This is a genomic window from Streptomyces sp. NPDC008150, assembly GCF_042956945.1.
GTDB lineage: Bacteria > Actinomycetota > Actinomycetes > Streptomycetales > Streptomycetaceae > Streptomyces.
The window spans coordinates 83,280-95,903 of the sequence record NZ_JBIBHJ010000008.1 but is presented as its reverse complement, the minus strand read 5'-3'; the positions used below and the strand labels follow the sequence as shown (position 1 = coordinate 95,903).

The 12,624-nt window shown below is 73.0% G+C and carries 7 protein-coding genes; 6 read left to right on the top strand and 1 reads right to left on the bottom strand.

Annotated features, from left to right (window positions below; translation table 11 throughout):
- Window positions 1-40 precede the first annotated feature (40 nt).
- The 3 genes from ACFZA0_RS20810 to ACFZA0_RS20800 all read left to right on the top strand — a co-directional run bounded on the left by ACFZA0_RS20810 (window position 41) and on the right by ACFZA0_RS20800 (window position 5,445).
- The gene (locus ACFZA0_RS20810) at window positions 41-1,603 is read left to right on the top strand and encodes a PucR family transcriptional regulator ligand-binding domain-containing protein (protein WP_391018912.1); all 1,563 of its coding nucleotides are present in this window, start codon (window positions 41-43) and stop codon (window positions 1,601-1,603) included.
- 182 nt (window positions 1,604-1,785) lie between these two features.
- Window positions 1,786-3,846: a restriction endonuclease gene (locus ACFZA0_RS20805; protein WP_391018909.1), complete on the top strand. Its 2,061-nt coding sequence runs from the start codon at window positions 1,786-1,788 to the stop codon at window positions 3,844-3,846.
- Window positions 3,847-3,987: 141 nt separating this feature from the next.
- A complete protein-coding gene (locus ACFZA0_RS20800; RefSeq protein ID WP_391018906.1) occupies window positions 3,988-5,445 on the top strand; it encodes an aldehyde dehydrogenase family protein in 1,458 nt (485 codons plus the stop codon).
- 84 nt (window positions 5,446-5,529) lie between these two features.
- Here the strand turns inward: ACFZA0_RS20800 and ACFZA0_RS20795 are convergent, their stop codons facing one another.
- Window positions 5,530-8,436 (bottom strand): glycoside hydrolase family 3 C-terminal domain-containing protein, encoded by a 2,907-nt coding sequence (locus ACFZA0_RS20795; protein ID WP_391018904.1) that lies wholly within the window; start codon window positions 8,434-8,436, stop codon window positions 5,530-5,532.
- A 356-nt stretch (window positions 8,437-8,792) separates the two neighbouring features.
- Between ACFZA0_RS20795 and ACFZA0_RS20790 the strand changes: the two genes are divergently transcribed.
- Genes ACFZA0_RS20790 through ACFZA0_RS20780 form a run of 3 tightly spaced genes read left to right on the top strand, consistent with a single transcriptional unit; the run spans window position 8,793 to window position 12,543 of the window.
- Complete coding sequence (locus ACFZA0_RS20790; RefSeq protein ID WP_391018901.1) at window positions 8,793-10,466, top strand: Tat pathway signal sequence domain protein; 1,674 nt, start codon at window positions 8,793-8,795, stop codon at window positions 10,464-10,466.
- Window positions 10,467-10,492: 26 nt separating this feature from the next.
- Window positions 10,493-11,566 carry an ABC transporter permease subunit gene (locus tag ACFZA0_RS20785; RefSeq protein ID WP_391018898.1) on the top strand — a complete coding sequence of 358 codons (1,074 nt, stop codon included), beginning with the start codon at window positions 10,493-10,495 and terminating at the stop codon, window positions 11,564-11,566.
- A complete protein-coding gene (locus ACFZA0_RS20780) occupies window positions 11,563-12,543 on the top strand; it encodes an ABC transporter permease subunit (RefSeq protein WP_391018895.1) in 981 nt (326 codons plus the stop codon). Before ACFZA0_RS20785 ends, ACFZA0_RS20780 begins: the two co-directional genes overlap by 4 nt.
- Window positions 12,544-12,624: the final 81 nt, after the last annotated feature.

Genomic DNA, 12,624 nt, shown 5'->3' with positions numbered 1-12,624 from the left:
TCCCCGCACACCCGCACCACCCGGAACACCTGAAGGCGCCATGCCACCCACGCTCGCCTCGCTCGTCCACCACTCCGCGCTCAAGCTGACCGTGCGCGCGGGGGAGGACCGGCTGGACGTGCCCGTCCGCTGGGCGCACGTCAGCGAACTCGCCGACCCCGTCCCGTACATGGAGGGCGGCGAGCTGCTGCTGGTCACCGCCCTGAAGCTGGACGCGGAGGACCCCGAGGCCATGAGCCGCTACGTGAAGCGGCTCGCCGGCGCGGGCGTCGTCGGGATCGGCTTCGCCGTGGGGGTCAACTACGCGGACATCCCCGAGGCCCTGCTCGACGCGGCCCGCGAAGAGGGTCTGCCGCTCCTCGAAGTGCCGCGCCGCACACCGTTCCTCGCCATCAGCAAGGCGGTCTCCGCCGCGATCGCCGCCGACCAGTACCGGTCGGTGACCGCGGGGTTCGCCGCCCAGCGCGAGCTGACCCGGCAGGCCCTGAACGACGGCCCCGAAGGGCTGCTCGGCGCGCTCGCCGCGCAGGTCGACGGCTGGGCCGCGCTGTACGACGCGTCGGGCGCGGTCGTCGCGGCGGCGCCCGAGTGGGCCGGCCGCCGGGCCGCCCGGCTCACCGCCGACGTGGAACGGCTGCGGGAGCGGCCCGCCCCGGCCAGTTCGGTCGTCGGCGGCCCGGACCACGAGGACCGCGTCGAGCTGCACACCCTGGGCACGGGCCGCCGCCCGCGCGCCGCCCTTGCGGTCGGTACCGGGGCGCCCCTGGGCACCGCCGAGCGGTACGCCCTGCACTCGGCGATCGCCCTGCTCACGCTCACCACGGAACGCTCGCGCTCGCTGCACGCGGCCGAGCAGCGGATCGGCGCCGCCGTGCTGCGCATGCTGCTCGCGGGGGAACCGGACCACGCCCGCGCCGCCGCCGGCGACCTCTACGGCGACCTGCTGGACGCCCCGTTCCGCGTCCTCGTCGCCGAGCAGGCGGGCGCCCCGGCCGCGCTGGGCGAGGTCGTCGAGGCCGCCGCGGCCCGTTCCGGGGAGGCGGTCCTCGTGGTGGCGGGCCCGGAACGCCTCGTGGTGCTGGCCCCGGACGACGGCGCGGTGGTCGCCGCGTGCACGCGGTACGCGAACGCCAGGGAGGACGGTCCCGACGGCGCCACCGGATCCGCCGGGGGCACCGACGACCTGGCCGTCGGCCTCTCCGCCCCGTCCGGCCCGACCGCCGCGGGCGGCGCGTACAAGCAGGCCGAGCAGGCCCTGTCGGTGGCCCGCCGGCGCGGCCGCGTCCTGGTCGAGCACGAACAGCTCGCCGCCGGGTCCGTCCTCCCGCTGCTCGCCGACGACGCGGTGCGGGCCTTCGCGGACGGCCTGCTGCGCTCCCTGCGCGAACACGACGAGACGGGCCGCGGCGACCTGGTGGCCTCCCTGCGCGCCTGGCTCTCGCGCCACGGCCAGTGGGACGCGGCGGCGGCCGACCTGGGAGTCCACCGCCACACCCTGCGCTACCGCATGCGCCGGGTGGAGGAGATCCTCGGCCGCTCCCTCGACGACCCGGACGTCCGCATGGAACTGTGGCTGGCGCTGAAGGCCACGGCGGGGGAGTGACGGCCCGCGCGGGCGGCGTCGCGGACACGGCGGCTGAACTGCGGAGACGGCCCGCCCGGGTTGCCCTTGCGGAGTGCATGCCCGAGGCAGCGATTGCTGGATAGAGTCGGCTCGTCACAACTGGTTGTGGGGACAACCACGTTGTTCTCGGCTGCCGACGTCCTGGGGAGGGCCTGGAGCAGATGAGTCGTCGTTCCACCGGTTTTGTCGGTGTCTGGGCCGAGGCGCAACGGCAGCGGCAGCGCCAGGCGGAGGCCGAGGCCAGAAGGCGCAGACAGCAGGAGCAGCAGGCCCGCGCCTACCAGCGGCGGGCCGCCCAGAGCCACCGCGAGTACCGGCAGGCCGAGGCGCAGCGCCGTACGGACGAACTGGACGCGCAGGTGGCCTCGTTGCAGGATCTGCTCGCCTCGGGTTGCCGGGTGCCGGCCTTCACGGCGTCCTCCCTGCTGCGGCCGGAGGAGGTGCAGCCCTTCTCGCCGGGGCAGTTGGCCCAGCCGGTGCCCATGCCGGACTTCAACCGGTACAGGGCGCAGGGTGGTTGGACCGTGAACCGCAGGGCGCAGGCGGCGGCGGAGGCGCAGGCCGCCTTCGAGCGGGACCTGCGGGCCGCCCAGGCCGCGGAGACCCGGCGGCAGCAGCAACTGGCCGCGTACCAGCGTGATCACCAGCGTCGGACGGAAGCCCACCTCGCCGAGGTGCGGCGGCACAACGCGTCCGTGGCCGCGCTGACGGACGGGGTGCGCGGCCGGGACCCCGACGCCGTGGTCGAGTACTTCACCGCCGCCCTCTACGCCTCCGCGGCGTGGCCGGACGACTTCCCGCGCAGGCTCGCGGCGGCCTACGACCCGGCGGCCCAACAGCTGGTACTGGACTGGGAGTTGCCCGCCTTCGGGGTGGTACCCGAGGCCAAGGCCGTTCGCTACATGTTCGGCACCGACCAGGACAAGGAGACGCCCCGCCCCGCGGGACAGCGCCGTGCCCTGTACCGGGAGGTGCTCGCGCAGTGCGTGCTCCTCGTCCTGCGCGAGCTGTTCGCCGCCGACGAGTCGGGGGCGCTGGAGTCCGTCGCCCTGAACGGATTCGTCGACGGCCACGACCCGGTGACGGGACGGCCCGGCCACATCGTCCTCGCGACGGTCATGGCCCCCCGCGCGGCGTTCCGCGGTCTGCACCTGGCGCAGGTCGACGCGGGCAGCTGCCTGGCCGACGCCCTGCGCGGCCGGCTCTCGCCGAGGCCGGACCAGCTCGTTCCGGTGCGGCCGGGCAGGCAGCCGCAGGAGGTCGGCAACCGCGTCGTGGCTCACGGCGGCGACGAGGAGCCGGACCTGTACGCCATGGACCCGATCGCCTTCGAGAACCTCGTCGCCGATCTCTTCCGCGCCATGGGCATGCAGGCGGTGACCACCCAGCGTTCCCACGACGGCGGCGTGGACGTCGACGCACTGGACCCGGCACCGATCCGGGGCGGCAAGATCGTCGTCCAGGTCAAGCGCTACCGCAACACGGTGCCGCCCACCGCCGTGCGCGATCTCTACGGAACCGTGCAGGACACGGGGGCGAACAAGGGCGTCCTCGTCACGACGTCGGGGTTCGGGCCCGGTTCGCACACCTTCGCCAACGGCAAGCCGCTGGAACTGGTCTCCGGCCCCGAGCTGGTCGACCTGCTGCACCGGCACGGGCTGGGCGGACGGCTCGGCGCCCCGGCCGGCGGCGCCCCGGCCCGCCCCGCGCCGCCGGCACCGGATCCCCGGCTGCCCGCCGACTACAACGTCCTGGGCATGTCGTGGACCGGCGGCACCGCCCTCGACGTGTGCGCCCTCGTCTGCCGCGGCAACCGTGTCCTCAGCGACGATCACTTCGTCTTCTTCAACAACCTCCGCACCCCGGACGGCTCGGTGCGGGCCCTTCCCGCGACGGCCCCGGACAAGGCCGCGCTCTGTGTCGCCTTCGACGGGCTGCCGGAAGAGGCCGACCGCCTCGTGCTCGCGGCGGCCGTCGACCCGGAGGCCGATCCGCACGGCGATCTCTCCGGCTTCACGGACGCCCGCATCCGGCTGCTCGACCCGGCGATGACCGAGCTGGGCCGCCTGGAGGTCTCCGACGGCCGGCCGCACGAGACCGCCCTGGTGCTCGGCTCCTTCCGCCGCAGGCCGAACGGGGACTGGGACTTCGTCCTCGGCGGCAGGGGCTACCCGGGCGGCCTGGAGGAACTCGTCCAGGACTACGGCATGGACGTGGAGTAGTTCCGCGGGTCCATACGTGCCATTCCGGCGCACCCGCCCCCGCGAGTGGTACGGCCCGGACAAACGTCCCCGCGCGGGGGCGGCCCTACCGTGGTGCCGGAGACATCGCACATCCCCTCGCGGAAGGGCCGGGACTCGTCCATGGCAAACGAAAATGTGGCCGTCCATGCCTTCTGGCTCGCCGGCCGCCGGGTCACCGGCGACGACACCTTCGACGTCACCTCGCCGTGGGACGGCCGCCTCGTCGGCCGGGTCGGCGTGCCGACCGACGCCCAGGTCGAGGAGGCCGTGGCCGCCGCGCACGCCGTGCGGGACGAGTTCGCCGCGACCCCGGCGCACGTCCGGGCCGCCGCCCTCGACCACGTCGGCAGGCGCCTGGCCGAGCGCACCGAGGAGATCGCGCAGCTGATCTCCGCCGAGAACGGCAAGCCGATCAAGTGGGCCCGCGGCGAGGTCGGCCGCGCCGTGTCCGTGTTCCGGTTCGCCGCCGAGGAGGCCCGGCGCTTCAACGGCGGCGAGGCCCAGCGCCTCGACACCGACGCGGGCGGCCAGGGCCGGCTGGCGCTGGTGCGCCGCTTCCCCAAGGGCGTCGTCCTCGGCATCGCGCCGTTCAACTTCCCGCTCAACCTGTGCGCCCACAAGATCGCCCCGGCCGTCGCCGCCGGCGCGCCGATCATCCTGAAGCCGGCGCCCGCCACCCCGCTGTCCGGGCTGATCCTCGGCGAGCTGCTCGCCGAGACCGACCTGCCCGCCGGTTCGTTCAGCGTCCTGCCGGTCGCCAACGACAGAATGCCGGCCCTCGTCCAGGACGAGCGGCTGCCCGTCATCTCGTTCACCGGCTCCGAGAAGGTCGGCTACGAGATCATGGACCAGGTGCCGCGCAAGCACTGCACCCTGGAACTCGGCGGCAACGGCGCGGCCGTCGTCCTCGCCGACTGGGCGAGCGACGCCGACCTCGACCGCGCGGCGAACCGCATCGCCACGTTCTCCAACTACCAGGGCGGCCAGTCCTGCATCTCCGTGCAGCGCGTCGTCGCGGACGCGGCGGTCTACGACCGGCTGCTGCCGCGCCTCGTCGCCGCCGTCGAGGCGCAGGTCACCGGTGACCCGTCCGACGACAAGACGGACGTGGGCCCGCTGGTCAGCGAGGCGGCCGCGCGGCGCGTCGAGAGCTGGGTGCGCGAGGCCGTCGAGGCCGGCGCCACCCTGCTGACCGGCGGCGAGCGCGACGGCGCCACCTACGCGCCGACCGTGCTCGCCGACGTCCCGGCCGACACGACGATCGCCTGCGAGGAGGTCTTCGGCCCGGTGCTCACCGTGCGCAGGGTCGATGGCGAGGCCGCGGCGTTCGCGGCGGTCAACGACTCCAAGTACGGCCTTCAGGCAGGGGTGTTCACGCACGACATCCAGGCGGCGTTCCGCGCGCACCGCGCCCTGGAGGTGGGCGGCGTCGTCGTCGGCGACGTCCCGTCCTACCGGGCGGACCAGATGCCGTACGGCGGCGTGAAGCAGTCCGGCGTCGGCCGCGAGGGCGTGCGCTCGGCGATGGACGACTACACCTACGAGCGGGTGCTGGTCCTCACGGACCTCGCCCTCTGACCCTCCGCGTCCCGCGGCCCCACCGGTCCGAGCCCGCTGTGCGGGGGCTCGGGCCGGTGGGGTTTCCGGCCGGTTCGCGGCCGGTCAGTCCGTGAAGTCCAGCCGCGCCAGGCGCAGTCCGCCCCGCACCGTCACCCGCAGGTCGTGCACGCCGGTCACCGCGAGCGGCGCCTCCAGCGTCACGTAGTCGTACGGGCCCGCCGTCGGGGTGTCCAGGGTGAGGACCGTGCGCACGCCGTCGCCGTCCAGGGCCAGTTCGACGGATCCCGGCCCGGTGCCCGCGACGCGGGTGCGGACGCGTCCGGTCCGCGGGCCGAAGTCGCAGGCCCGGTAGAGGAGTTCGCCCGCCCCGGCGCCCGCCGACACCCGCACCGCGTCACCGTTCGCGCGGGTCAGGTCGACGATGTCGATGCCCGCCTGCTCGTCGAAGTCGGCCGCCTCCAGGCCGCGCCGCGGGACCGGGCGGGGGATCGCCGCCCCACCGGCCAGGACCACCGTCGTGCGCAGCCGGACGTCCTCGCTGGACGCCCCCACCAGCACGTCGTACGGGCCGGGCTCGCGCCGCCACCCGCCGTGCGCCACGTCCCAGAACTCGAAGGCCGAGGAAGGCAGTTCGAAGTCCAGCGCGGTCCGCTCGCCCGGCGCGAGCCGCACCCTGCGGTGGGCCGCCAGTTCGCGGCGCGGGCGCGGCACCGAGGGGTCGGCCGCGCGCACGTAGACCTGGACCACCTCGTCGGCGGTGACGTCGCCCGTGTTCGTGACCGCGCAGGAGACCCGCACCGTGCGCCCGTCCGCCCGCACCGCGAGTTCCGCGTAGGAGAACGCCGCGTAGGAGAGGCCGTGGCCGAACGGGAACAGCGGGGTGCCCTCGAAGTAGAGGTAGGTCTGGCGGCTGCCGATCACGTCGTAGTCGAGCAGGTCCGGCAGGTCGCCGTCGGACGCGTACCAGGTCTGCGGGAGGCGGCCGGACGGTGAGACGTCGCCGGCCAGCACCCGGGCCAGCGCCGTGCCGGCCGCCTGGCCGCCGTGGGCGGTCCACAGCACCGCCCGCAGCGGCGCCGGGTCGACCGCGTACGGGTAGGAGGACACCAGCACCAGCGCCGTGTCGGGGTTCACCGCACGGGCCGCGCGCAGCAGCCGGGTCTGGTGGCCGGGCAGGAGCAGGGTCGAACGGTCCTCGGTCTCCCGGCCGTTGATGTGCGGGTCGTTGCCCGCGACGACGAGGACGACGTCCGCCTCGGCCGCCGCCCGCGCCACCGCGTCCTCGCCCCGCTCGACCATCACCACCTCGAAGACCTCGCCGGGGGAGGGGAGTTCGCCGGGGGACGGCGCCGAATTCCCGTCGGCCGCGGCAACCTTCACGCCGTCGGCGGCGACCTGGACATGTCGTCCCGTGCCCAGGTGCTTCAGGAGGTGGCCGTGTCCGTGGGGTTCCAGCCGGAACGTCTCCTGCACCACCCAGCCGCCCGGCTGGTCCGCGGCGGCGCGCACGCGGCCGTCGTCGGCGACTGCCAGGTAGCGGCCGTCCGGTGCGCGCAGCGTCAGGACGCCGTCCCCCCAGTCCACGAGGGCGAGTTCGGTGCCCTCGGCGTCGCAGGTCAGCGGCGGCAGGTCGGTGCGGCCCGACAACAGGGCGGGATCCAGGGCCCCTTCGGCACCGCGCGCCGCCCGGTCCGCCGCATCGTCGGCCGGCGGCACGCGCAGGAAGGTCCCCGCGCCGGTGCGCAGCCGTATCCGGTCGACCCCCTCCGCGAACACGACCCGTTCCGCGCCGAACCGCTCGTACAGCCCCTCCAGCGGAGTGGAGCGGTGCAGCAACGTGCCGCTGTACCAATCGAGTTTGCACTCGTCGGCCAGCAGTCCGACCACCGCGACGCGGGTGTCGGGCGCCAGCGGCAGCAGGCCGTCGTTGCGGAGCAGGACGACCGACTGCTCGGCGGCCTCCTGGGCGAGCGCCCGGTGCGCCGGTGTGTCGAACGCGCCCGCCCCGGCCGCGGTTCCGGCGGAGCCGTCCCGGTCCTCCGGCGGATCGAACTCGCCCAGCCGGAAGCGCACCGAGAGCTGCCGACGCACCGCCGTGTCGATGTCGGCCTCCGTCAACAGGCCCTGTTTCAGCGCCCCTTGGATGCGCGCCACCATCGTCGAGCTGTCCGTGCCGTGGTCGGTGAAGCTGTCGACGCCCGCCCGCACCGCGGCCGCCGTCGCCTCCTCGTGGGTGGCGAAGTAGTGCTCGGAGTCGACCAGGTTGGTGGGCGCGCCCGCGTCGGAACAGACCAGCAGGTCCTCGCCCGTCCACGTGCGCAGGTGCTCGCGCAGGTACGGGGAGACGTGGTTGGGGCGGCCGTTGACCAGGTTGTACGCGGGCATCACTCCCGCGACCGCGCCCGCGCGCACCGTGTCGCGGAAGGCCCGCAGGTCGTACTCGCGCAGCACCCGGGGGCGGACGGAAGACGACGTGACCGCCCGGTCGCGTTCGTTGTTGTGGGCCAGCCAGTGCTTGAGCACGGGCGCGGTGTGCCACCGCTCCGGCAGATCGCCGCGCAGGCCCGCGGTGTACGCGGTGGCGATCGCCGAGGTGAGCGCCGGGTCCTCGGAGTAGCCCTCCTCGTTGCGTCCCCACAGCGGGTGGCGCAGCAGATTCACCGTCGGCGCCCACACGTTGAGGCCCACCCGGTCGTCGCGGGACCGCATCGCGCGGACCTCGGCGGCCACCGCCGCGCCCACCCGCCGCACCAGGTCCGGGTTCCAGCTGGCGCCGAGCCCGACGGCCTGCGGGAACACGGTCGCCGGCCCCATCCACGCCACCCCGTGCAGCGCCTCCTGCCCGGTGCGGAACGCGGCGACGCCCAGGCGTGGCACCGCGGGCGCGTACTGGTGCAGGAACGCGGCCTTCTCATCGAGGGTGAGCCGCGACAGCAGATCGTCGACGCGCTTCGCGCGGGCAAGGCGCGGATCGCGGAACGGCGGCGCGGGAGGGAGGTCTGCGGTCACGTGGGGATCCCCTTGCGATGGAGCGGCGGGACGCGTTCGAAGCGCTTCGATGCTCATTCGACAGCCCTGCCAGTGTCAAGACACCGTGCGGAACGGGTGTGCATGCGGCCGAAACAGTCAAGGGGCCCATGGATAGGTTGAGTTGAGGCCCCGTTCGAGAATCTTGGAACCGAGTCTTGCGCCCTCTGGGAGGTGCACTTAACCTCGCAGCAACATCGAAGCGCTTCGACTACGACCGCCGCCCCCGGGGTGTGCAGGCCCCCGCAAGCCGCTTCCGCTCAGCCAGTTCCACCGATGACACCGCAGCCGACGGCCCCTCCGCCGGGTGTCCTGGTGCGCCACGAAGGGTTGACGCAATGACGCCGAACGCCGCCTCCGCTCCCAGCCGGAGAAACTTCCTCGCCTCCACCGCGGTCGTCACCGCGGCGCTGGCCGGCGGGATGCCCCTGCTCGCCGCCTGCGGCAGCGGGCAGGAGAGCCGGAAGGAGGGCACGACCTCCGGGAAGGCGGCGCGGAAGATCCTTCCGGCCTTCACGGCGTCGAACGTCGTCACCCCGGACATCCCCGCGAAGAACGGTTCGGCGGCCGGGTTCACCCGGCCGATCGACACCGCCACCCTGAAGACGTCCGTACCGAAGGCGCTCGGCAGCGGCGGGAAGCTCACCGTCATGTCGCCCCTGTGGGGCACCCCGCCCGCCAACGACAACGCGTACTACACGGCGATGAACAAGGGCATCGGCGTCCGGATCACCTGGCAGAACCAGGACGGCAACGTCTACGACGAGAAGCTCGGCGCGGTGCTCGCCTCCAGCGACATCCCCGACGTCGTGGTGGTCCCGGGCTGGAACCTCACCGGCCGGATACCCGGCGCCGTCACCGCCAAGTTCGCCGACCTCGGCCCCTACCTGTCCGGCGACAAGGTCAAGGACTACCCCAACCTCGCGGCCGTCCCCTCCGACGCCTGGCAGCGCGCCATCTTCGGCGGCAAGCTGCGCGCGGTCCCCATGCCCGCCTCGTACGTCACGAACATCGCGCCCTTCTACCGCAAGGACCTCTTCGCCCAGAAGGGCTACCAACTCCCCACCTCGGCCGACGAGTTCCTCTCCTGGGCGAAGGAGGCGACGGACGCGAAGAACAAGGTCTGGGCCTGTGACGACCTGAAGTGGACCGCGTTCAACATGTTCGGCGTGCTCAGCGGCAGCGACAAGGCGCTCGCCTGGAACCTCGACGGCGGAAAGCTGGTGTACCGGGCCGAGACCGACGCCTACCTGGAGGCGCTGGAGTGGACCCGCAAGCTGTACGCCGCCGGCGTGGTCCACCCCGACGCCAAGGCCGTCAAGGGCGACGCCTCCAACCGGTTCACCGCCGGCCAGGTCCTCGTCTTCAACGGCGACCTCTCCTACTGGTACGGCTCGACCGCCGAACAGCGCACCCAGAAGACCGACTTCGAGATGGCGGCGTTCGACATCTTCGGCGCGGACGGCGGCGACCCCACCCTGTGGGCGGTACAGCCGGCGAACATCTTCACCTTCGTCAGCAAGAAGGCGACCCCGACCAAGGTCAAGGACTTCCTCGCCCTCGCCGACTACTGCGCCGCGCCCTACGGCACCAAGGAACGCATGCTCGCCGACTACGGGGTCGAGGGCACCGACTACACCGTCAAGGACGGGCTGCCCACCAAGACCACCCAGGGCACCAACGAGGTCAACGGCGCCTACAACTACCCCGGTTACCCGGCCCCGTTCCTCGCCCACCCGGACCTCCCCGAGATCGCGAAGCTCCAGGTCGAGTGGCAGCAGCGGATGGGCGCCTTCACCAAGAAGTCCTCCTTCTACGGGCTGACCGTCACCGAACCCACCCGCTGGACCAACCTCTCCGACGACTTCGAGCAGCTGGAGGACGACATCGTCCGCGGCCGCAAGAAGATCGCCGACATGCAGTCCGCGGTCACCGCCTGGCGCGGCAAGGGCGGGGACGGCCTGCGCGCCTGGTACCAGAAGCTGCTCGACGACAACGGCAGTGCCGGCTGACCCGGCCCGAGGCAAGGAGAACGGCCGTGTCGAGCACGGTGCCCCGTGACGGGGCCGACGCCACAGCGTCACCCAAGGTTTCCCGGACTCCGGCGGTGTCCGGCGGCGCCGCCGGACACCCTCCGCCCGGCGACGCCGGCCGGGCGGAGCGAAGGCCCGAACGCCGGGCCGGACGGCTCGCGTTCCGGATCAGACTCCGGCGCGACCGCACCCTGATCCTGATGACGGTGCCCGCCGTCCTGCTCCTGCTCGTCTTCAACTACATCCCGATCCTCGGCAACATCGTCGCCTTCGAGGACTACGACCCCTACCTCAGCGACAACGGCTTCGTCGCCATGCTCCAGAGCCCGTGGGTGGGGCTGGAACAGTTCGACCGGATCTTCCAGGACCCCGCGTTCTGGCACGCCGTGCAGAACACCTTCGTGCTGTTCCTGCTCCAGCTCGTGCTGTTCTTCCCGATTCCCGTGGCGCTGGCGCTGCTCATCAACAGCGTCGTCAGGCCCCGGGTGCGGGCCGTCGCGCAGGCCGTCATGTACCTCCCGCACTTCTTCTCCTGGGTGCTCGTCGTCACCGTCTTCCAGCAGATCTTCGGCGGCGCCGGCATCATCGCGCAGACCCTGCGTCAGCACGGCCACGGCGGCTTCGACCTGATGACCGACCCGGGCGTCTTCAAGTTCCTGGTGACCGCCGAGGGGGTCTGGAAGGACGCGGGCTGGGGGATCATCGTCTTCCTCGCCGCCCTCGCCTCCGTCTCCCCGGACCTCTACGAGGCGGCCGCGATGGACGGCGCCGGACGCTGGCGCCGCATGTGGCACATCACGCTGCCCGCGCTGCGCCCCGTGATCGCGCTGCTGCTCGTCCTGCGCGTCGGGGACGCCCTCACCGTCGGCTTCGAGCAACTCCTGCTCCAGCGCGACTCGGTGGGTCCCGGCGCCTCCGAGGTGCTGGACACCTACGTGTGGTGGAACGGCATCCGCAACCAGGACTTCAGCTACGCGGCGGCGGCCGGCCTGATCAAGGGCGTCGTCGGTCTCGGCCTCGTCCTGACCGCGAACAAGACCGCCCATCTCATGGGCGAGCAGGGGGTGTACAAGAAATGACCGCCGTCGTCGGCCCGCCCGCCGAGACCGAGACCGAGACCGAGTCCCGCGCCCCGCGCGACGCGACCCGCCCGGGTTTCCGCTGGGCGGCACCACCCCGGCCCGCGTGGGAGGAGGAGCCCGCGCGGGCCGGGCTCGCGGGCAAGGGGCTCGCCCTGACCCTGGCCTGCCTCGCCGTCCTGTTCCCGCTGTGGATCGTCGTCGTCACCAGCCTGTCGTCGAAGAGGACCATCGACGCGGCCGGCGGACTCGTCGTCGTCCCGCGCGACATCACCTTCCTCGCCTACCGCGAACTCCTCGGCGGCGGACAGGTGCAGCGCGCCGCCCTGGTCAGCCTCGGCGTCACCGTCGTCGGCACGCTGTTCAGCATGGCGGTGTCGGTGCTGTGCGCGTACGGCCTCTCCCGCAGCGGCTCGCTGGGGCACCGCTGGATCCTCATGCTGTTGCTCGCGACCATGTTCTTCGGCGCCGGCCTGATCCCGACCTACCTGCTGGTGCAGGCGCTCGGACTCACCGACACCTACCTCGCGCTGATCCTGCCGAGCGCGGTGAGCGTCTTCAACATCCTGGTGCTGCGCTCGTTCTTCATGGGCATCTCGCCCGAACTGATCGACAGCGCCCGCATCGACGGCGCGGGGGACTGGCGCATCCTCCTGCGCATCGTCATGCCGCTGTCCCGGGCCGTCCTCGCGGTGATCGCCCTGTTCTACGCCGTCGGCTACTGGAGCGCCTGGTTCAACGCGTCGATCTACCTCAGCGACCAGAACATGATGCCGCTGCAGAACGTGATGATCCAGCTCGTGCAGAAGCAGCAGCGGCCCATCGGGCTGTCCACGCAGATCAACACCGGACAACTCTCGCCGCTGGCCGTGCAGATGGCCGTCATGGTGCTGGCGCTGCTGCCGGTCGCCTTCCTCTCGCCGTTCGTCCAGCGCCACTTCAGGAAGGGCATGCTCACCGGCGCGGTCAAGGGCTGACCCCACCGCATCCCCCCGTCCCCCTGGAACCCGCCGCGGCCGGCGGCACCTGGCAACCGCCGGCCGCGGTGGCTCGCCCCC

What these genes read in the sequence shown, in the direction of transcription:
- ACFZA0_RS20805 (WP_391018909.1), top strand. Translation starts at nt 1,786, where the DNA reads ATGAGTCGTCGTTCCACCGGTTTTGTCGGTGTCTGGGCCGAGGCGCAA.
- ACFZA0_RS20810 (WP_391018912.1), top strand. Translation starts at nt 41, where the DNA reads ATGCCACCCACGCTCGCCTCGCTCGTCCACCACTCCGCGCTCAAGCTG.
- ACFZA0_RS20780 (WP_391018895.1), top strand. Translation starts at nt 11,563, where the DNA reads ATGACCGCCGTCGTCGGCCCGCCCGCCGAGACCGAGACCGAGACCGAG.
- ACFZA0_RS20790 (WP_391018901.1), top strand. Translation starts at nt 8,793, where the DNA reads ATGACGCCGAACGCCGCCTCCGCTCCCAGCCGGAGAAACTTCCTCGCC.
- ACFZA0_RS20800 (WP_391018906.1), top strand. Translation starts at nt 3,988, where the DNA reads ATGGCAAACGAAAATGTGGCCGTCCATGCCTTCTGGCTCGCCGGCCGC.